The 19,471-nt window shown below is 59.2% G+C and carries 16 protein-coding genes; 12 read left to right on the top strand and 4 right to left on the bottom strand.

All coding sequences use genetic code 11. From position 1 onward, the window contains the following. Positions 1-45 precede the first annotated feature (45 nt). The 3 genes from KGB18_RS19915 to KGB18_RS19905 all read right to left on the bottom strand — a co-directional run bounded on the left by KGB18_RS19915 (position 46) and on the right by KGB18_RS19905 (position 3,696). Positions 46-1,947, bottom strand: coding sequence for a PhoX family protein (locus tag KGB18_RS19915; RefSeq protein WP_223570364.1), 1,902 nt, complete (start codon positions 1,945-1,947; stop codon positions 46-48). A 180-nt stretch (positions 1,948-2,127) separates the two neighbouring features. Then, a complete protein-coding gene (locus KGB18_RS19910) occupies positions 2,128-2,892 on the bottom strand; it encodes a TOBE domain-containing protein (protein WP_123719595.1) in 765 nt (254 codons plus the stop codon). Positions 2,893-2,955: 63 nt separating this feature from the next. Next, entirely contained in the window at positions 2,956-3,696 is a 741-nt protein-coding gene (locus KGB18_RS19905) for a ComF family protein (protein WP_223570363.1), read from the bottom strand. A 90-nt stretch (positions 3,697-3,786) separates the two neighbouring features. Here KGB18_RS19905 and bioB point away from each other — a divergent pair, with 90 nt between their 5' ends. The 10 genes from bioB to KGB18_RS19855 all read left to right on the top strand — a co-directional run bounded on the left by bioB (position 3,787) and on the right by KGB18_RS19855 (position 16,344). After that, positions 3,787-4,842 (top strand): biotin synthase BioB, encoded by a 1,056-nt coding sequence (bioB, locus tag KGB18_RS19900; protein WP_038981183.1) that lies wholly within the window; start codon positions 3,787-3,789, stop codon positions 4,840-4,842. A 173-nt stretch (positions 4,843-5,015) separates the two neighbouring features. Further along, on the top strand, positions 5,016-6,194 hold the full coding sequence (gene bioF / locus KGB18_RS19895; protein ID WP_038981185.1) for an 8-amino-7-oxononanoate synthase: 1,179 nt from the start codon (positions 5,016-5,018) through the stop codon (positions 6,192-6,194). After that, a complete protein-coding gene (locus KGB18_RS19890; RefSeq protein WP_038981188.1) occupies positions 6,187-6,918 on the top strand; it encodes an alpha/beta fold hydrolase in 732 nt (243 codons plus the stop codon). The genes bioF and KGB18_RS19890 overlap by 8 nt, the downstream gene beginning before the upstream one ends. Beyond that, on the top strand, positions 6,911-7,723 hold the full coding sequence (bioC, locus tag KGB18_RS19885) for a malonyl-ACP O-methyltransferase BioC (protein ID WP_123719593.1): 813 nt from the start codon (positions 6,911-6,913) through the stop codon (positions 7,721-7,723). Before KGB18_RS19890 ends, bioC begins: the two co-directional genes overlap by 8 nt. Next, positions 7,720-8,400 (top strand): dethiobiotin synthase, encoded by a 681-nt coding sequence (gene bioD / locus KGB18_RS19880; RefSeq protein ID WP_123719592.1) that lies wholly within the window; start codon positions 7,720-7,722, stop codon positions 8,398-8,400. Before bioC ends, bioD begins: the two co-directional genes overlap by 4 nt. Before the next feature lie 119 nt (positions 8,401-8,519). Further along, complete coding sequence (locus KGB18_RS19875; protein ID WP_007904188.1) at positions 8,520-8,816, top strand: hypothetical protein; 297 nt, start codon at positions 8,520-8,522, stop codon at positions 8,814-8,816. Positions 8,817-9,093: 277 nt separating this feature from the next. Continuing rightward, positions 9,094-10,899 carry a phenylacyl-CoA dehydrogenase gene (locus KGB18_RS19870; RefSeq protein WP_007904189.1) on the top strand — a complete coding sequence of 602 codons (1,806 nt, stop codon included), beginning with the start codon at positions 9,094-9,096 and terminating at the stop codon, positions 10,897-10,899. 227 nt (positions 10,900-11,126) lie between these two features. Then, positions 11,127-12,416 carry a GGDEF domain-containing protein gene (locus tag KGB18_RS19865; protein WP_123719591.1) on the top strand — a complete coding sequence of 430 codons (1,290 nt, stop codon included), beginning with the start codon at positions 11,127-11,129 and terminating at the stop codon, positions 12,414-12,416. Positions 12,417-12,506: 90 nt separating this feature from the next. Next, entirely contained in the window at positions 12,507-14,303 is a 1,797-nt protein-coding gene (locus tag KGB18_RS19860; RefSeq protein ID WP_123719590.1) for an acyl-CoA dehydrogenase C-terminal domain-containing protein, read from the top strand. A gap of 262 nt (positions 14,304-14,565) precedes the next feature. Then, the gene (locus KGB18_RS19855; protein WP_123719589.1) at positions 14,566-16,344 is read left to right on the top strand and encodes an acyl-CoA dehydrogenase C-terminal domain-containing protein; all 1,779 of its coding nucleotides are present in this window, start codon (positions 14,566-14,568) and stop codon (positions 16,342-16,344) included. A gap of 227 nt (positions 16,345-16,571) precedes the next feature. Here KGB18_RS19855 and KGB18_RS19850 read toward each other — a convergent pair whose 3' ends face one another. Then, the gene (locus tag KGB18_RS19850) at positions 16,572-17,501 is read right to left on the bottom strand and encodes a LysR family transcriptional regulator (RefSeq protein WP_123719588.1); all 930 of its coding nucleotides are present in this window, start codon (positions 17,499-17,501) and stop codon (positions 16,572-16,574) included. 169 nt (positions 17,502-17,670) lie between these two features. Between KGB18_RS19850 and KGB18_RS19845 the strand changes: the two genes are divergently transcribed. Then, positions 17,671-18,954 (top strand): aspartate aminotransferase family protein, encoded by a 1,284-nt coding sequence (locus tag KGB18_RS19845; RefSeq protein ID WP_123719587.1) that lies wholly within the window; start codon positions 17,671-17,673, stop codon positions 18,952-18,954. Between the two features lie 199 nt (positions 18,955-19,153). Beyond that, positions 19,154-19,312 (top strand): YqaE/Pmp3 family membrane protein, encoded by a 159-nt coding sequence (locus KGB18_RS19840; protein ID WP_007904205.1) that lies wholly within the window; start codon positions 19,154-19,156, stop codon positions 19,310-19,312. The last annotated feature ends 159 nt before the right edge of the window (positions 19,313-19,471 follow it).

The following is a 19,471-nucleotide window of genomic DNA, read 5'->3' as shown; positions in this document are numbered from 1 at the left end:
TCGCGCCTATCCTGTGGGAGCGGGCTTGCCCGCGAAGAGGCCCTGTCAGGCGCCGACGATCCCACCGTCCTCACGGGAAATCGCCATCACCGAAGACCGCGGCTTGCCGTTGGGCAGGTGCTCAGGGAACGTCGACCCACCGTTTTCCCCCGGATGCTGAATCCCGACAAACAAGGTTTTCTGGTCCGGCGAGAAGCTGATCCCCGTCACCTCGCAGCCCACCGGGCCGACCATGAAACGACGGATCTCGCCCGTCACGGGGTCGGCACAGAGCATCTGGTTATTGCCCATGCCCGCGAAGTCACCGGCGTTGCTCGAATCGCCATCTGTGAGAATCCACAGACGCCCGTCCTTATCGAAGCCCAAGCCGTCCGGGCTGTTGAACATGTTCTGCGGGGTGATGTTCGACGAACCGGCCTTCGGCGTGCCGGCGTGGACGCCCGGGTTGCCGGCGACCACAAACAGATCCCAGGCAAAGCTATTCGAGCCGTGATCGTCGCGGTCGGTGCGCCAGCGCAGGATCTGCCCGTAGACGTTTTTCTCGCGCGGGTTCGGCCCGTTCACCGGTTGGCCTTCTTCGCCGCGTTTGGCGTTATTGGTCAGGGTGCAATAAACCTGGCCATCCTTGGGGCTGACGACGATCCATTCCGGACGGTCCATGCGCGTGGCGCTCACAACGCTGGCTGCGAGGCGTGCGTGAATCAGCACTTCGGCCTGATCGGCAAAACCGCTGCTGGCATCGATGCCATTCTTGCCGTGGGTCAGTTCGATCCACTGGCCCTGGCCTTTCGGGTGATCAGCGTTGCCGTCGCCCGCGTCGAAACGCGCCACGTACAAGGTGCCGTGATCCAGCAGGTCGCGGTTGGCTTTGGGGTTTTTGTGGTTGATCTTGTCGCGGCTGACGAATTTATAGATGAACTCGCCACGTTCGTCGTCGCCCATGTACACCACGGCGCGACCGTCATTGGTTTCGGCCAGTGCGGCGTTTTCATGTTTGAAGCGGCCCAGCGCGGTGCGTTTGACCGGCGTCGACTGCGGATCGAACGGGTCGATTTCCACCACCCAGCCATGACGATTGAGTTCGTTGGGGTTTTTCGCCAGGTCGAAGCGCGAATCGTGTTGATGCCAGTTGATTTCTTTACTGGCCGCCACCGCGCCGTAGCGTTTCTGCGCGGCATCGAATTTCTGCTCGGCATTGCTGCTGCCGAAGCAGTCGGTGAAGTTCTCTTCGCAGGTCAGATAAGTGCCCCATGGCGTCTTGCCGTTGGCGCAGTTCTGGAAGGTGCCGAGGACTTTCTTGCCGTGTTTGTCGGCGCTGGTTTTCATCAGCTCGTGACCAGCCGCCGGACCGCTCAGGCTCAACGGCGAGTTGCCGTGAATGCGCCGGTTGTAGCGTGAGCCCTGGACGAACTGCCACTGGCCGTTCTTGCGCTGTACTTCAATGACCGACACGCCTTCGCAGGCCAGGGCCTTGCGCACGTCTTCCGCCGATTGCGGCGTGCCGGCGTGAGGGTAGAGGTAGCGGTAGTTGGTGTATTCGTTGTTGATCGCCATCAGCGCCCGGTCTTTGTCACCGGGGAATTCGAACAGGCTCATGCCGTCGTTGTTGTCGCCGAACTGGACTTCCTGCGCCTCGGCCGTGCCGTTGCCGCTCGGGTCGAACGCCGGACCATTTTTTTGCAGTGGCTGGCCCCAGCTGATCAGCACCGAAGATTTGTAGCCTGGCGGCAGGGTGATGGCGTCGGTCGTGGCGGCGGCGATGCTGTCGAAGCCCAACAGTTTGCTGGAGCCGGCGCTGACGCTGGCGGCCAGCACACTGCGACTCAGCAAATTGCCACCGAGAAACATCGCTGCACCGCAGAGGGCACCAGCGCTGATGAAGCCTCGACGGCTGAGGCCAACCATCTTTTCGAGGTCGGTGGGTTGGTTGTCTTCTAATAAGCTCACATCAGGCTCCCTGCGGGTTTTTGCAGTCACCTTAATGATGGTTGATGAACGTTTTGTTGCAGGCGATGCACTGATTTTTTGTAGCAGCTGCCGAAGGCTGCGTCGCGGTGGCAGGTTTACGACCGCTTCGCGATCGAACGCAGCCTTCGGCAGCTGCTACAGGGTTGCGTAGCGTCTGATCTAGAGCGGTGTGCCCAGCAGAATGTTGGATGGCGCGAATTGCACCAGCACCGGTTTTCCGACAGTAAGCTCGAGGGTTTTCAGGTGCAGTTGCTCGGACAGGGCGCAAAGTGTCTGGCCATTGGGCAAGCCGATGCGCACTTCGCTGGGACCGTCTTTGGCGTCGAGGATTTCTTCAACCGTGCCCTTCAGGCAATTGCTGCCGGGCGCCGCGGCTTGATCGATGCTCAGCAGTTCCAGCCAACCGGCCTTGATCAGTGCTACCACTTCGGTGCCGGTTTGCAGTTCCAGGCGCAGAGTGCTGTCGTGAGTGATCTGCGCATCGATACGCAAGCCTTCGGCCAGTTCAAGACGGATGCGGTCGTTGCGCCCTTGTGTATCGATCGCCACGACCTTGCCGTGCAGTTGGTTGCGCGCGCTGGTTCTGAGCATCAGGCGACCGAGCAGGTCAAGGTCACTGGCCTCTTCGGCGGCTTCCAGCACTTGAGCCTGCAAGGCTTGGAGCTTTTGATACAGGCGCAACACGCGCTCGCCTTCGCTGGACAGTTTGGCGCCGCCACCGCCCTTGCCGCCGACGCTACGCTCCACCAGCGGTTTCTGCGCGAGGTTGTTCAGCTCGTCGATGGCGTCCCACGCCGCTTTGTAACTCAGACCCGCGCTTTTCGCGGCGCGGGTGATTGAGCCTTGTTCGGCGATGTGTTGCAGCAACGCGATGCGCTGCGGACGACGGACAATGTGCTGGGACAACAACGTAGGCAAGGACATGGCGAGACGCTTTGGGCTGTGGCGATGGGGAGGACGTTGGCGGCTTGGCGCGTGGGAGTCAAGTCAGGTCACGTCGCCAGGTTTTGGGGTGCGGGCCAGGCAGTAGACATCGACCTGCGCGGCACCCGCATCCATCAACAAGCGAGCCAGGGCCTGGGCGGTGGCGCCGGTGGTCAGCACGTCGTCGACCAAAGCGAAGTGGCGACCCTTGATCGAGGCCGCGGGCGCCAGGGCAAAGGCGTGGCGCAGATTCTTTTTACGGGCGTCGGCATTCAGCTCTTGTTGCGCGCTGGTGTCCTGAACCCTCAGCAACAGCGTTTCATCACAAGGAATGTCGAGGCTGACGCTGAGCCAGCGGGCGAGCATCGCCGCCTGGTTGAAACCCCGCTGGCGCAGACGTTTGGAAGCCAGCGGTACCGGTATCAGTGCATCGGGCCGATCCAGATCTTCATCGAAGCGATGTTGCAGGAACTGAGCGAGAAGTTCGGCGAGCAGGCGGCCAAATGGCCACTTTGCGCTGTGCTTGAAGCGGGTGATCAAACTGTCGACCGGAAAGCTGTAAGTCCAGGGTGCCGCAACTCGCTCGAAGGCTGGCGGTTGTTTCAAGCATTGGCCGCACGTCAGACCTGTGTCGGGCAAGGGCAGGGCGCAGATTTGGCAGTGCTCGCCCAGCCAGGGCAACTCGGTTTCGCAGGCCATGCAGATTGGCGTGGTGTCGTCCGCGGCTTCTGAACAGAGCAAACAGGATTGTTTGTTTTTTAACCAGATGTAAACCGACCCTTCGTATCGTGGTTGACAGCGCATCGCTCTTCCTTAAATATGCCGAACATCCGTGTCGCGTCTGTGGGTATTCCATTCCCCAGCCGCTTGCCAAGCATAAACAAGGAAACGCCCATGAGCGCCAGCACCACTGCAACCCTGCGTCATGACTGGTCTTTGGCCGAAGTCAAAGCACTCTTCGTTCAGCCATTCAACGACCTGTTGTTTCAGGCGCAGACGGTGCACCGCGCGCATTTCGACGCCAACCGCGTCCAGGTCTCGACGCTGCTCTCGATCAAAACCGGTGCTTGCCCGGAAGATTGCAAATATTGTCCGCAGTCCGGCCACTACAACACTGGCCTGGAAAAAGAAAAACTGATGGAAGTGCAGAAGGTCCTCGAAGAGGCCGCTCGCGCCAAGGCCATCGGTTCGACCCGTTTCTGCATGGGCGCGGCGTGGAAACACCCGTCGGCTAAAGACATGCCGTACGTGTTGGAAATGGTCAAAGGCGTGAAGGCCATGGGCCTGGAAACCTGCATGACCCTCGGTCGTCTCGATCAGGACCAGACCGTCGCGCTGGCCGAAGCCGGCCTGGATTACTACAACCACAACCTCGACACCTCGCCTGAGTTCTACGGCAGCATCATCACCACTCGTACGTACAGCGAGCGCCTGCAAACCCTGGCCTACGTGCGTGATTCGGGGATGAAGATTTGCTCCGGTGGCATTCTCGGCATGGGTGAGTCCCTCGACGACCGCGCCAACCTGCTGATCCAGCTGGCTAACCTGCCCGAGCATCCAGAGTCGGTGCCGATCAACATGCTGGTGAAAGTTGCCGGTACGCCACTGGAAAATGCCGACGACATCGACCCGTTCGACTTCATCCGCATGCTCGCGGTCGCACGTATCTTGATGCCGAAGTCCCACGTGCGTCTGTCTGCCGGCCGTGAAGCCATGAACGAGCAGATGCAAGCCCTGGCGTTCTTTGCTGGCGCCAACTCGATTTTCTACGGCGAAAAACTGCTGACCACCGCCAACCCGCAAGCGGACAAGGACATGCAACTGTTCTCGCGTCTGGGCATCCTGCCGGAAGCCCGCGAAGAGCACGCCGACGAAGTGCATCAGGCTGCGATCGAACAAGCGCTGGTGGAGCAGAAGAGCAGCGAGCAGTTCTATAACGCTGCTGTCTGAAGCTGGAATCGACTCTTTTGATGCAATGCAAAACACTGTGGGAGCGGGCTTGCCCGCGATAGCGATGGAGCATTCGACATCTTTGTTGAATGTGACGCCGTTATCGCAGGCAAGCCAGCTCCCACAGGATCTGTGTCCATCCTGATATATGTGATCTGACACTTGAGGCCTGCATGTCTTTCGATCTCAGCGCGCGCCTTGCTGCCCGTCGTGCCGAAAACCTTTATCGCCAGCGCCCATTGCTCGAAAGCCCGCAAGGCCCGGAAGTGGTGGTCGATGGTCAGCCGTTGCTGGCGTTCTGTAACAACGACTACCTGGGCCTGGCCAATCACCCGCAAGTGATCGAAGCCTGGCGTGCCGGCGCGTCGCGTTGGGGCGTGGGTGGTGGCGCTTCGCATCTTGTGATCGGCCACAGCGGCCCGCATCACGCACTGGAAGAAGCCCTCGCCGAGTTCACCGGTCGCCCGCGAGCGTTGCTGTTCACCACCGGTTACATGGCCAACCTCGGCGCAGTCACCGCACTGGTCGGGCAGGGCGATACGGTGCTGGAAGACCGTCTCAATCACGCATCGTTGCTGGATGCGGGGCTGTTGTCCGGCGCGCGTTTCAATCGCTATCTGCATAACGACGCGGCCAGTTTGGCCAAGCGCCTTGAGAAGGCCACCGGCAATACGCTGGTGGTCACCGATGGCGTGTTCAGCATGGACGGCGACATCGCCGACCTGCCGGCGCTGGCGCGGGAAGCCAAGGCCAAAGGCGCGTGGCTGATGGTCGATGACGCTCACGGTTTTGGTCCGCTGGGTGCCAACGGCGGCGGGATCGTCGAGCATTTCGGTCTGAGTCAGGAAGACGTGCCGGTGTTGGTCGGTACCCTCGGCAAGGCTTTCGGTACGGCCGGTGCGTTTGTGGCCGGCAGTGAAGAGCTGATTGAAAGCCTGATCCAGTTCGCTCGTCCTTACATCTACACCACCAGCCAACCGCCAGCACTGGCCTGCGCGACGCTGAAAAGTCTGGAGCTGTTACGCAGCGAACACTGGCGACGTGAGCATCTGCAGACGCTGATTCGCCAGTTCCGCCAAGGCGCCGAACAGATTGGCCTGGAGTTGATGGACAGTTTCACGCCGATCCAGCCGATCATGATCGGCGATGCCGGCCGCGCGGTTCGACTGTCGCAGATGCTGCGCGAACGTGGGCTGATGGTGACTGCGATTCGTCCACCGACCGTGCCTGCAGGCAGCGCACGTTTGCGCGTAACCCTGACCGCCGCTCACAGCGAGGCGCAGGTACAGCTATTGTTAAATGGACTGGCCGATTGTTTTCAACAACTGGGACCGGAGCCAAGCCATGCGTGATCGTCTGATTCTGCTGCCGGGTTGGGGTCTCGGGATTTCGCCGCTGGAACCCTTGGCAGCGGCCTTGCAGGGTTTGGATGAGCACCTGCGCGTCGAGATCGAGCCGTTGCCGGAACTGGAATCGAGCGACCTTGAAGAATGGCTTGATGAGTTGGACTCGACGTTGCCACAGGATGCCTGGCTCGGTGGCTGGTCATTGGGTGGCATGCTGGCGTCCGAATTAGCGGCGCGACGCGGTGACCGCTGCTGCGGCCTGGTGACGCTGGCGAGCAACCCTTCTTTTGTCGCCCATGAGCAGTGGCCGAGCGCGATGCCCGGTGAGACCTTCGATGCGTTTCTGGCCGGCTGCAAGGCTGACTCGCGCATGACGTTGAAACGTTTTTCGCTGCTGTGCGCCCAAGGTGCCGAAGACCCACGCGGGATATCGCGACTGTTGCTCGCTGGCGCACCGCATACGTCTTCGCCGGTGCTGATGAGCGGCCTGGAGTTGCTTGCCCAATTGGATACCCGGCAAGCGTTGCAGGCGTTTCGCGGGCCGCAATTGCATTTGTTTGGCGGCCTCGACGGGCTGGTCCCGGCCGAAGCGGCGGGCGACTTGCTGGCACTCCTGCCGGATGTCGAAATCGGTCTGATTGAACAGGCCAGTCACGCGTTTCTTCTGGAAGACCCTCACGGTGTGGCGGGGGCGATTCAGGCCTTTTTGCATGAGTTCGGTGATGACTGATTTATCCCTTCCCAACCTGCCTGGCGGCTTGCCCGACAAACGCCAGGTGGCGGCGTCCTTTTCCCGTGCGGCGGCGAGCTACGACAGCGTGGCCGAATTGCAGCGCGACGTGGGCAGCGAGTTGTTGTGTCGGTTGCCGGAGGATTTTGTCCCTGCTCGTTGGCTGGATATGGGCTGCGGCACCGGGTACTTCAGCCGAGCCTTGGCGGAGAAATTTTCTGCGAGCGCTGGCGTGGCGTTGGACATCGCAGAAGGCATGCTCAATCACGCCCGTCCCTTGGGCGGCGCGACTCATTTCATCGCGGGCGATGCCGAGCGCTTGCCGTTGCAGGACTCTACCTGCGACCTGGTCTTCTCCAGCCTGGCGGTGCAATGGTGCGCGGATTTCGCTTCGGTGCTCAATGAAGCGTATCGGGTACTGAAACCGGGCGGAATTTTCGCGTTTGCTAGTCTGTGTGTAGGCACTCTGTACGAATTGCGCGACAGCTGGCGTCAGGTGGATGGCATGGTGCACGTCAACCGCTTTCGCGAGTTCGGTGTTTACCAACAGCTTTGCGCGGGCAGCGGCTTGAAGGTCGTCAGCCTCGAAACGCAGCCGCATGTGTTGCATTACCCCGATGTCCGCAGCCTGACCCATGAGCTCAAGGCACTAGGGGCGCATAACCTGAACCCCGGTCGGCCAGGCGGTTTGACCGGCAGGGCGCGGATCCTCGGCCTGATCGAGGCTTACGAGCAGTATCGTCAGGCACAGGGACTGCCGGCGACTTATCAAGTGGTTTACGCCGTGTTGGAGAAACCCTTATGAGTGCAGCCTATTTCATCACCGGTACTGACACCGATGTCGGCAAGACCACCGTCGCCGCAGGTTTGCTGCATGCCGCGCGATTAGCGGGTTTGAGCACTGCGGCAGGCAAGCCGGTGGCCTCGGGTTGCGACCTGACGCCCAAGGGTTTGCGCAACGCCGACGCGTTGGCCCTGTTGGCCGAGTGCTCGATACCGTTGACCTACGATCAGGTCAATCCTGTCGCGTTCGAACCGGCGATTGCACCGCATCTGGCGGCCCGGGAGGCTGGCGTGGCGTTGACCGTGCAATCCCTGTTGACACCGATGCGGCAGATTCTCGATATGCAGGCGGACTTCACCTTGATCGAAGGCGCTGGCGGCTGGCGAGTGCCGTTGGCGGATCAGGACAATCTGTCGGACCTGGCCATGGCGCTGGGTCTGCCGGTGATCCTGGTGGTCGGCGTACGGCTGGGTTGCATCAATCATGCACTGCTGACAGCCGAGGCGATCGCACGGGATGGTTTGCAGTTGGCAGGGTGGGTGGCCAACATCATTGATCCGAAGACTTCGCGTCTGGAAGAGAACCTCGCGACGCTGGCCGAGCGCATTCCCGCGCCGTGTCTGGGGCGGGTGCCGAAACTCAAATCGGTGACAGTCGAAGCGGTGGCCGAGCACCTGCAGCTGGATCTGCTGGACTGAAATTTTAACGTGGGTTTTACCTATGACAAGGCACTGTGCCATTAGTGTTTTTGTCGGGCCTTTTGTCGGCTTGTCTGGTTCAATGGCCGCTGTTGATCCTTTGTCGGACGAGTTCACCCATGGAAATCTCAGGAAACACCGCTTTTTATGCTGGTCTGAGCACTATTCAGACAGGGCAGAACCGTGTCGATCAGGCTTCGGGTCAGATCGCCAACAACACCATCGAGCGTTCGGTCACCAGTCAATCCTCCGAGATTCAGGTTGATCGTCTGCGTTCGGTAGACCGCAGCCAGCAATCGGATCTGGCCAGCAACATGGTCGAGATGTCCCAAGGTAAGTTCCAGGTGGAGTTGGGCGTCAAAGTCGCCAAGGCATCCGATGAAATGCTCGGTACGCTGATCGATACCTACGCCTGATCCCTCGCTGTATCCGCTACTCCAACGCCGCGCCTGTTCGCGGCGTTTTTCTGCGTAAGTCCTTCTGCCTCAACTAATCTCTCCTACATGGCGTGTTGCTCAGTCAACGGCGTTGCGCAACTGTGTGGCCGAGCTTTTCATGGTGCGATGACGAACGGCAAAAGATCGGCGCTTGACAAGAATTGGGCGTAAACGTATGTTTCAAACAACTGTTTGACCGCCACAACAAATCAACGCGGTCGTTCATTCCCGGTTACATCAGCAGAGGTTTATCGCTATGCCTGACTACAAGGCCCCCTTGCGTGATATTCGCTTCGTTCGTGACGAACTGCTCGGCTACGAAGCGCACTATCAGAGCCTTCCGGCTTGTGCAGACGCAACTCCGGACATGGTTGACGCCATTCTCGAAGAAGGCGCCAAGTTTTGTGAGCAAGTGCTGGCTCCGCTGAACCGCGTGGGTGACACCGAAGGCTGCACCTGGAGCGAGTCCGGCGTTAAAACCCCGACCGGTTTCAAAGAAGCCTACAAGCAATTCGTTGAAGGCGGCTGGCCAAGCCTGGCTCATGACGTAGAGCACGGCGGCCAAGGCCTGCCAGAGTCTCTGGGGCTGGCTGTCAGCGAAATGGTTGGCGAAGCCAACTGGTCGTGGGGCATGTACCCAGGCCTGTCCCATGGCGCGATGAACACCATTTCCGAACACGGTACGCCTGAGCAGCAAGAGGCTTACCTGACCAAACTGGTTTCCGGCGAATGGACCGGCACCATGTGCCTGACCGAACCGCACTGCGGCACCGACCTGGGCATGCTGCGCACCAAGGCCGAGCCTCAGGCCGACGGTTCCTACAAAGTTTCCGGCACCAAGATCTTCATCTCGGCTGGCGAACACGACATGGCCGACAACATCGTCCACATCGTTCTGGCACGTCTGCCGGATGCACCGGCCGGTACCAAAGGCATCTCCCTGTTCATCGTTCCGAAATTCCTGCCAAACGCAGACGGTTCGATCGGCGCACGCAACGCTGTGACCTGCGGTTCCCTGGAACACAAGATGGGCATCCACGGTAACGCCACCTGCGTGATGAACTTCGACGCGGCCACCGGTTACCTGATCGGCCCGGCGAACAAAGGCCTGAACTGCATGTTCACCTTTATGAACACCGCACGTCTGGGGACTGCGCTGCAAGGTCTGGCACACGCCGAGATCGGCTTCCAGGGCGGCCTGAAATACGCTCGCGATCGTCTGCAAATGCGTTCCCTGACTGGCCCGAAAGCGCCGGACAAAGCCGCTGACCCGATCATCGTTCACCCTGACGTACGTCGCATGCTGTTGACCATGAAGGCTTTCGCCGAAGGCAATCGTGCGATGGTTTACTTCACCGCCAAGCAGGTCGACATCGTCAAGTACGGCGTAGATGAAGAAGAGAAGAAGAAAGCCGACGCACTGCTGGCCTTCATGACTCCGATCGCTAAAGCCTTCATGACTGAAGTCGGTTTCGAATCTGCTAACCACGGCGTGCAGATCTACGGCGGCCACGGCTTCATCGCCGAGTGGGGCATGGAGCAGAACGTTCGCGACAGCCGCATTTCGATGCTGTACGAAGGCACCACCGGTATCCAGGCACTCGACCTGCTGGGCCGTAAAGTGCTGATGACTCAAGGCGAAGCGCTCAAAGGCTTCACCAAGATCGTCCACAAGTTCTGCCAGACCAACGAAGGCAACGACGCCGTCAAAGAGTTCGTCGAGCCATTGGCTGCGCTGAACAAAGAGTGGGGCGAGCTGACCATGAAGGTCGGTATGGCCGCCATGAAGGACCGCGAAGAAGTCGGCGCCGCGTCGGTGGACTACTTGATGTACTCCGGTTACGCCTGCCTCGCCTACTTTTGGGCTGACATGGCGCGTCTGGCTGCCGAGAAACTGGCTGCCGGCACCACCGAAGAGGCGTTCTACACCGCCAAGCTGCAGACTGCGCGCTTCTACTTCCAGCGTATCCTGCCGCGTACCCGCACTCACGTTGTAACCATGCTGTCGGGCGCCAACAACCTGATGGACATGAAAGAAGAAGACTTCGCACTGGGTTACTAAGCCCTGCGCAGTCCTTCACAAAGCCGCTGCTTCCTCGGGAGCGGCGGCTTTTTTTATGCCGGACGCAAACGATCACGTCTGTAAATATTCCTGACTAAAACGCTAAGAAGAACGCCATTGCTGCCGTTAAAGAGGGTGGCGATGTGACACAGGTCACATCGCACGTGCTTAGCTGCTCCAAATGCAGGCACAATGCCATCTTTGTTTGCCGGGTCGGAGCTTTACCCTTGCCGCGTTCTTCCGCTGTACGTTTCAGTCATTTTTTGCCATCGCTGCTGTTGTTGCTTGCGGGGCTTGCGGCTGCCTACGTCAAGGATCTCAACGTCTTCTTCACTTCGCTGTTCAACGTGCTGCCTACTCTGGTGCTGTTGCTCGGCGGGGCGTACTGCGCGGTTTACCGACGTCAGCGTGAACTGTTTCTGATGGTCACGGTGTACATCGCCTACTTCCTGCTCGACACCCAGACCGATTACTACCGCGACAACGGCAAAGTCCGTGAAGACGCCGCCGTGGTTTTCCATCTGTGCTGTCTGTTGCTGCCATTGCTCTTTGGCTTGTTCGCCGCCTGGCAAGAGCGTACTCACCTGTTCCAGGACATGGTGGCGCGCTTCGCCGTGTTGCTGGCGTTCGGCAGCGTGGCGCTGGGGCTGGAGCAAAGTTATCCACACGCGCTGTTGATGTGGCTCTCGGAGATCCGTTGGCCAGTCCTGCATGGTGCCTGGATGAGCCTGATCCAGTTGTCCTACCCGGTATTCATCGCCTCGTTCCTGTTGCTGGCCTGGCAATACTGGCGCAACCCAAGACCCTTGCATGCTGCGCAATTGGTGGGGCTGCTGGGATTGTTCTGGATGTTACCGAAAACCTTCATCCTGCCATTCACCCTGAACATCATGTGCAGCCAGGTGATGTTGATGATAGCCGCGGCGGTTGCCCATGAGGCCTATCAGATGGCCTTCCGCGATGAGCTCACCGGCCTGCCGGGTCGCCGCGCCCTGAACGAACGCATGCAACGGCTGGGGCGCAATTACGTGCTGGCCATGGGCGACGTCGATCACTTCAAGAAATTCAACGACACCCACGGCCACGATGTCGGCGATCAGGTGTTGCGTCTGGTCGCCAGCAAGCTGTCGAAAATCAGTGGGGGCGGTAGGGCATATCGCTACGGCGGTGAAGAATTCGCTCTGGTGTTCGCAGGCAAGACCCTCGAAGAGTGCATGCCGCACTTGGAAGTCATCCGCGAATCCATCGCCACCTACAACATCCAGCTGCGCAATCAGGACAACCGTCCCCAGGATGACCAGCAGGGACGCCAGCGCCGCGCGGGTTCAGGCGCCTCAAGTGTATCGGTCACGGTCAGCATCGGCGTCGCCGAGCGGTTGGAGCAGCGCACACCGGAAGAAGTGCTCAAATCCGCAGACCAGGCGCTCTACAGCGCCAAAGGCGCGGGGCGAAACTGTGTGATGGCTTTCGGTCAGAACCGTCGTGGCGCGGTGCGCATGGATACCGCTGCGGGTTGAGTGATGATGGCGCATTCAGCGTCTGGACTGTGATTGTGAGGCGTGGTGCGCGGCAGTAGGTTTGAGCAATCTGCTGCCGGAGAAATGACCATGCCCGAGTACAAAGCTCCCCTGCGCGACATGCGCTTTCTGATCGACCACGTCTTCGATTTTCACAGCAACTACGCCGCGCTGGGTGCTACAGATGCCAGTCCGGATATGATCAATGCGATCCTTGAAGAAGGCGCGAAATTCTGTGAGAACGTTCTCGCACCGCTGAACCGCAGCGGTGACGAAGAAGGCTGCCATTTCGACAACGGTGTGGTCACAACGCCTACAGGCTTCAAGCAGGCTTTCGCGCAATACGTTGAAGGCGGCTGGCATGGTCTGGCGGCGGATCCAGTTTACGGTGGCCAGGGTTTGCCAAGTTCCTTGGGTTTGGTCATCAGTGAAATGGTCGGTTCCAGCAACACCTCCTGGGGCATGTATCCCGGCCTGACTCACGGTGCGATGTCAGCGATTCACGCCCATGGCACCGAAGAGCAAAAACAAACCTACCTGAGCAAGCTCACTGCCGGCCAATGGACCGGCACGATGTGCCTGACCGAAGCCCATTGCGGCACCGATCTGGGCATCATCAAGACCCGCGCCGTGCCTCAGGCCGATGGCAGTTACGCGATCTCCGGCAGCAAGATCTTTATCTCCGCCGGCGAGCACGACATGAGTGACAACATCATTCACCTGGTGCTGGCCAAACTGCCGGACGCTCCTGCCGGTACCAAGGGTATTTCGCTGTTTATCGTTCCCAAATTCCTACCCAATACCGAGAGCGAGGCGGGCGAGCGCAATGGCGTTTCCTGCGGTTCGATCGAGCACAAAATGGGCATCAAGGCTTCGGCTACCTGTGTGCTGAATTTCGACGACGCGAAGGGGTTCTTGATCGGTGAGCCGAACAAGGGCCTGAATTGCATGTTCACCATGATGAACCACGCGCGGCTCGGCACTGGTATGCAAGGTCTGTGTCTGGGTGAGGCAAGTTTCCAGGGCGCGATCAAATACGCCAACGACCGCCTGCAAATGCGTTCGCTGACCGGCCCGAAAGCGCCGGAAAAAGTCGCCGACCCGATCATCGTTCATCCCGATGTGCGCAGAATGTTGCTTACCATGAAGGCCTTCAACGAAGGCAACCGGGCGCTGACCTATTTCACCGCGCAGTTGCTGGACGTTGCTCATCTGAGCCCGGATGAAACGGCGCGTCAGGATGCTGAAGACCTGTTGGCGTTCCTGACGCCAATCTGCAAAGCCTTCATGACCGACACCGGGCTGGAGGTGACCAACCTCGGCATGCAGGTGTTTGGCGGCCACGGTTTCATTCGTGAGTGGGGCATGGAGCAGTTGGTTCGTGACTGCCGGATCGCGCCAATCTATGAAGGAACCAACGGCATTCAGGCGCTCGACTTACTTGGGCGCAAAGTCCTTGGCAGTCAGGGAAAATTGCTGCGCGGCTTCACCAAAATCGTCCACAAGTTCTGTACGGCAAACGCTGAACATCCGCAACTCGCCAGCTATGTGGCGCAGCTCAATAGCCTGAATCAGCAGTGGGGCGAGTTGACCACCAAGGTCGGCATGGCGGCGATGAAAAATCCGGATGAAGTCGGCGCCGCCTCGGTGGATTACCTGATGTATAGCGGCTACATCATTCTCGGCTACCTGTGGCTACGCATGGCGTTGGTGGCTCAGGCGCAGTTGGAGGCGGGCGGCGGCGATGCCGATTACTGCCGGGGCAAGCTGGCGACCAGCGAGTTTTACTTCAAGCGTTTGCTGCCACGTACGGCCGCTCATCGGGCGGCCATCGAAGCGGGTAGCGATTGTCTGATGAAGCTGCCGGCGGAGTTGTTTGCGCTCTGACGGTTAAGCTTAAAAAGCTTCGCGGGCAAGCCTCGCTCCTACAGATCTTCGTCGTGTGCGCGAACGACATAAAACTGTAGGAGCGAGGTTTGCCCGCGAATGCGTTTTGGCGGACCTGAGACATCCGCCTGACTCTAAGTGACTAAAAATAACAAAACAGTCATGAGTTGACCCTATGTGTCGTAAAAGTTGTTGAGGTACACTCGGACACAACGAAATCACTATTCTACGAACCACCTGTTTAGATCTTGCGAGGTTTGCCATGGCTGACTACAAAGCGCCCCTGCGCGATATGCGCTTCGTCCTCAATGAAGTTTTTGAGGTCGCCAAACTGTGGGCCGAACTGCCTGCGCTGGCCGAGACCGTCGATGCGGAAACGGTTGAAGCCATTCTCGAAGAAGCCGGCAAGGTCACCAGCAAAAGCATCGCACCCCTGAGCCGTGCAGCTGACGAAGAAGGTTGCCACTGGGCCGACGGTGCCGTCACCACCCCGGCCGGTTTCCCACAGGCTTATCAGACTTACGCCGAAGGCGGTTGGGTTGGTGTCGGGGGCGATCCGACCTACGGCGGCATGGGCATGCCCAAGGCGGTTTCGGCGCAGGTCGAAGAAATGGTCAACTCCGCGAGCCTGTCGTTCGGTCTGTACCCGATGCTGACTGCCGGCGCTTGCCTGTCGATCAACGCCCACGCCAGCGAAGAGCTGAAAGCCGCGTACCTGCCCAACATGTACGCCGGTGTCTGGGCCGGTTCCATGTGCCTGACCGAGCCGCATGCCGGTACTGACCTGGGGATCATCCGCACCAAGGCCGAGCCTCAGGCCGATGGTTCCTACAAAGTCAGCGGCACCAAAATCTTCATCACCGGCGGTGAACACGACCTGACCGAGAACATCATCCACCTGGTATTGGCCAAACTGCCCGACGCGCCAGCGGGGCCGAAAGGCATTTCGCTGTTCCTGGTGCCGAAGTTCATGGTCAATGCCGATGGCAGCCTGGGCGCGCGCAACCCGGCGAATTGTGGTTCGATCGAACACAAGATGGGCATCCAGGCATCCGCGACCTGCGTGATGAACTTCGACGAAGCCGTGGGTTACCTGGTCGGTGAGCCAAACAAAGGCCTGGCAGCGATGTTCACCATGATGAACTACGAGCGTCTGGGCGTCGGTATCCAGGGCCTGGCCACTGGCGAGCGCTCGTACCAGAACGCTATCGAGTACGCTCGCGACCGTCTGCAAAGCCGCTCGCCAACCGGCGCGCAGAACAAGGACAAAGTGGCTGACCCGATCATCGTCCACCCGGACGTGCGTCGCATGCTGCTGACCATGAAAGCCTCGAACGAGGGCGGCCGTGCCTTCTCCACTTACGTGGCGATGCAGCTGGACACCGCCAAGTTCAGCGAAGACGCCACCACCCGCAAGCGCGCAGAAGATCTGGTTGCACTGCTGACGCCGGTGGCCAAGGCCTTCCTGACCGACCTGGGTCTGGAAACCACGGTTCACGGTCAGCAGGTTTTTGGCGGTCACGGCTACATTCGTGAGTGGGGCCAGGAGCAACTGGTTCGTGATGTACGGATCACTCAGATCTACGAAGGCACCAACGGGATTCAGGCACTGGACCTTGTAGGACGCAAGATCGTTGGTAGCGGCGGCGCGTTCTACAAATTGTTCGCTGACGAGATTCGCCATTTCACCGCGACCGCCGATACAAACCTGGCGGAGTTCACCAAGCCGTTGAATGATGCGGTGGATACCCTCGACGAACTGACTGAGTGGTTGCTGGATCGGGCGAAAAACAACCCGAACGAGATCGGCGCGGCGTCGGTCGAGTATCTGCAAGCATTCGGTTACATGGCCTACGCCTACATGTGGGCACTGATGGCCAAGGCAGCCTTCGGTAAAGAAGCCCAGGACGATTTCTACGCGAGCAAACTCGGTACGGCGCGGTTCTATTTCGCACGTCTGCTGCCGCGTATTCACTCGTTGAGCGCGTCGGTAAAGGCCGGTAGCGAATCGTTGTTCCTGCTGGACGCAGGACAATTCTGACCCTTTAACGTTATGTAAGCTTTCTCTTACATAACGTGCTGCTGTTTTCCCATAGGCGAAGATTGGATCCAGAGCTAATCTACTTCACATGGACGTCGCGCAGGAAGCGCAAAGCAACAACACGGACACGTAGGATTCTGCCAGGACGGCGGAGTGAAATGGATGTCAGGGAAACAGTCTGCAAAGCCCCGCTTCGGCGGGGTTTTCTTTTGCCTGCAAAAAAGTACTCAGCTCAAACCGTCCAGTGTCGCAGGGCCATTCAAGTGGTCATCCGGGCCATTCATCACTTCTTCCAGCAATGTCCGCAACAACGTCAGCGAAGCCTGTTGCCGCTGCACATCCCGACACACCAATCCGACTTTCAGCGGCACCCGCGGCTCGCTTAGTGGCTTCCACAGTAAGGCCTGATCGCCATGGGTCTTTTGCGAGCGCCCCGGCAGAACCGTCGCCAGTCGCGTGTGCGGCAGGCTGTCGAGAATCCCCGCCATGTTGTTCAGCTCAGCCTGCACCTGCGGGCGACGTCCCAGATTGGCCAGTTGTGCCTGCCAGATCTGCCGCACCTGAAACTCCTCACCCAGTAGCAACATCGGCAGCTCGGCGGCCTGGCTCATGGACACTTTCTTGAATTCCCGCAGCGGGTGGTCCGCCGGGATGACAAGGGTCAGTTCATCTTCGTACAACTGCACGCCGTGCAAACCCGGCTGACGGGGCGGCAGGTAACTGATGCCGATGTCCAGCGAACCGTTGAGTAACCGCCGCTCGATTTCCAGGCCAGTCAGTTCATAGATCTGCACCACCAAATGTGGCTGTGCCTTGCGCACGCGTTCGAGCATTTGCGGCACCAGGCTGGAATGGACGGTCTGTAGCACGCCGATGGCCAAGGTTCGTAGCGCCTTGCCCTTGAAATTGCCCAAGGCTTCGCGTGCGCGCTGCAGGCCATCGAGCAAGGGCAGGGCATGGTTGTACAACGTATGGGCGGCCAGAGTGGGCAACAGACGTTTGCTGCTGCGCTCGAACAGGCTCACATCGAGGTTTTTTTCGAGTTGGCGAATCTGCTGGGACAACGCTGGCTGGGAGATTGAAAGTCGCTCGGCGGCCCGACCGACGTGGCCTTCTTCGTAGACCGCGACGAAATAACGCAGTTGCTTGAAATCCATAAGTAATACTTATCGAAAATGCTGGGAAATCGAAATGGCTCAGTGCCTTGCCTAAGCCTAGTCTAACCGCATTCACAAGGCTTACAGGGCCAGAGCGCACGATGAATACCGTTTACGACGATGGTGTTTACATAGGCAAGACAGAAAACCTCAAACGAGGTTTTATCCAATGAATCTGTTCAACCTGCGACGCAAACCACCAAGCCTTGATGACCTGGCGATGGATACCTCCCAGCCGTCCAGAAGCGACAACTTATCCAGCGAGTGCCTGATGCCCAGTGTCGAACGGCCGAAACAGATTTTCGTGCGGGGCCAAGGCTCATGGCTGTGGGACAGCGATGACCGCGCTTATCTGGATTTCTCCCAGGGTGGCGGCGCCAATAGCCTCGGACATAGCCCCTCAGTTCTGGTCAAGGCGATTTCGGAGCAGGCTCAGTCGCTGATCAACCCAGGTTTCAGTTTGCATAACCGAGGCATGCTCAATCTTACCGAACGGCTCTGTACCAGCACCGGCAGTGACCAAGCGTACCTGCTCAACAGTGGCAGCGAAGCCTGTGAAGCAGCGATCAAGTTGGCGCGCAAATGGGGTCAGCGACATCGTGGCGGTGCTTCGCGGATCATCGTTGCCAGTAAAGGTTGTCATGGCCGTAGTCTCGGGACGATTTCAGCGTCGGACAGTTCGAATCTGATCAACCGATTCGAGCCACAACTGCCGGGCTTCAGTCATGTCCCGTTCAATGACCTGCCAGCACTGCATGCAGCTGTAGACGCCCAGACTGTCGCAATCATGCTCGAGCCGATCCAGAGCGAGGCCGGTGTGATTCCCGCCACCGAGCACTACCTCAAAGGGGTCGAGCGCCTGTGTCGTGAGCTTGGCATCTTGCTGATACTCGACGAAGTGCAAACCGGCATCGGTCGCTGCGGCACCTTGCTCGCCGAACAGTCCTACGGCGTGCGGGCAGATATCGTCGTGCTCGGCAAAGGGCTTGGCGGTGGCGTGCCCTTGGCGGCATTGCTGGCGCGAGGCAAGGCCTGTTGTTTCGAAGTCGGCGAACTGACCGGCACGCATCACGGCAATGCACTGATGAGTGCGGCCGGTCTTGTCGTCCTCGACAACGTGCAGGACAAGGGCCATCTCGATCATGTGCGGGAAATGGGTCAGCATCTGCGTGAAGGGTTGAGTCGTCTGGCTCATCGCTACGGTCACGGTGAATTGCGCGGGCAAGGACTGCTCTGGGGTCTTGATCTGTCCGACGATTCGGCTGAGGCCGTAGTCAAAGCTGCGTTGTACGAAGGCTTGCTGCTCAACGCCCCGCAACCCGATTGCCTGCGCTTTACCCCGGCCCTCACCGTCAGCAAGGCCAATGTCGACGAAATGCTCCTGCGCCTGGCCCGAGCCTTCTCCCGCGTACGCACCGCGCAACTGCAATGCCGCAAAGGTATTGCGGTCTGATCAGACTCGTCCTACACGAATTCCAGAACCGTCTCGCGGTATAACGCATCGCCCCACGCCTGATTCTTTTGGCGTGGGGCGTTTTTTGTCTTCTTTTGGAAGGGGCAGTGATCGGAATTTACAACTGAACCCCGAAGAACGCCGCAGGTCGATTAGCTGTATGGTTTCACAAGAACCAACTTCAATCAGGAGCTACCCCATGGACTTTATTCGAATCATCATCGCCATTCTGTTGCCGCCACTGGGTGTGTTTCTGCAAGTCGGTTTCGCTGGAGCATTCTGGCTGAATATTCTGCTGACGTTGTGCGGTTACATTCCGGGGATCGTGCATGCGGTGTACATCATCGCCAAGCGCTGAGTTTTGCCGCGCCGGTTAGATCGCATTCGCGAGCAAGCCCGCTTGTGTCTTGGGCAGGAATTAGACTGAGGGTGAGAGCGGTGAGTGGCAAGCTGAATGCCCGGAGTGCTTAAAGCACGTGTGGGAGCCCATGCTGCCATTCACCTCTCCGCTCTGGTT

The organism is Pseudomonas sp. BF-R-26 (genome assembly GCF_019947395.1).
In the GTDB taxonomy this organism is placed as follows: Bacteria; Pseudomonadota; Gammaproteobacteria; order Pseudomonadales; family Pseudomonadaceae; genus Aquipseudomonas; species Aquipseudomonas farris.
The sequence above is the reverse complement of the archived record's forward strand: the minus strand, read 5'-3'. Positions and strand labels throughout refer to the sequence as shown.

Bases quoted from the DNA above. Each gene is read 5' to 3' on its own strand.
- KGB18_RS19905 (WP_223570363.1), bottom strand. From the start codon at position 3,696: ATGCGCTGTCAACCACGATACGAAGGGTCGGTTTACATCTGGTTAAAA.
- bioC (WP_123719593.1), top strand. From the start codon at position 6,911: ATGACTGATTTATCCCTTCCCAACCTGCCTGGCGGCTTGCCCGACAAA.
- KGB18_RS19850 (WP_123719588.1), bottom strand. From the start codon at position 17,501: ATGGATTTCAAGCAACTGCGTTATTTCGTCGCGGTCTACGAAGAAGGC.
- KGB18_RS19910 (WP_123719595.1), bottom strand. From the start codon at position 2,892: ATGTCCTTGCCTACGTTGTTGTCCCAGCACATTGTCCGTCGTCCGCAG.
- KGB18_RS19875 (WP_007904188.1), top strand. From the start codon at position 8,520: ATGGAAATCTCAGGAAACACCGCTTTTTATGCTGGTCTGAGCACTATT.
- KGB18_RS19870 (WP_007904189.1), top strand. From the start codon at position 9,094: ATGCCTGACTACAAGGCCCCCTTGCGTGATATTCGCTTCGTTCGTGAC.
- bioB (WP_038981183.1), top strand. From the start codon at position 3,787: ATGAGCGCCAGCACCACTGCAACCCTGCGTCATGACTGGTCTTTGGCC.
- KGB18_RS19860 (WP_123719590.1), top strand. From the start codon at position 12,507: ATGCCCGAGTACAAAGCTCCCCTGCGCGACATGCGCTTTCTGATCGAC.
- KGB18_RS19855 (WP_123719589.1), top strand. From the start codon at position 14,566: ATGGCTGACTACAAAGCGCCCCTGCGCGATATGCGCTTCGTCCTCAAT.
- KGB18_RS19890 (WP_038981188.1), top strand. From the start codon at position 6,187: ATGCGTGATCGTCTGATTCTGCTGCCGGGTTGGGGTCTCGGGATTTCG.
- KGB18_RS19840 (WP_007904205.1), top strand. From the start codon at position 19,154: ATGGACTTTATTCGAATCATCATCGCCATTCTGTTGCCGCCACTGGGT.
- bioD (WP_123719592.1), top strand. From the start codon at position 7,720: ATGAGTGCAGCCTATTTCATCACCGGTACTGACACCGATGTCGGCAAG.
- KGB18_RS19845 (WP_123719587.1), top strand. From the start codon at position 17,671: ATGAATCTGTTCAACCTGCGACGCAAACCACCAAGCCTTGATGACCTG.
- bioF (WP_038981185.1), top strand. From the start codon at position 5,016: ATGTCTTTCGATCTCAGCGCGCGCCTTGCTGCCCGTCGTGCCGAAAAC.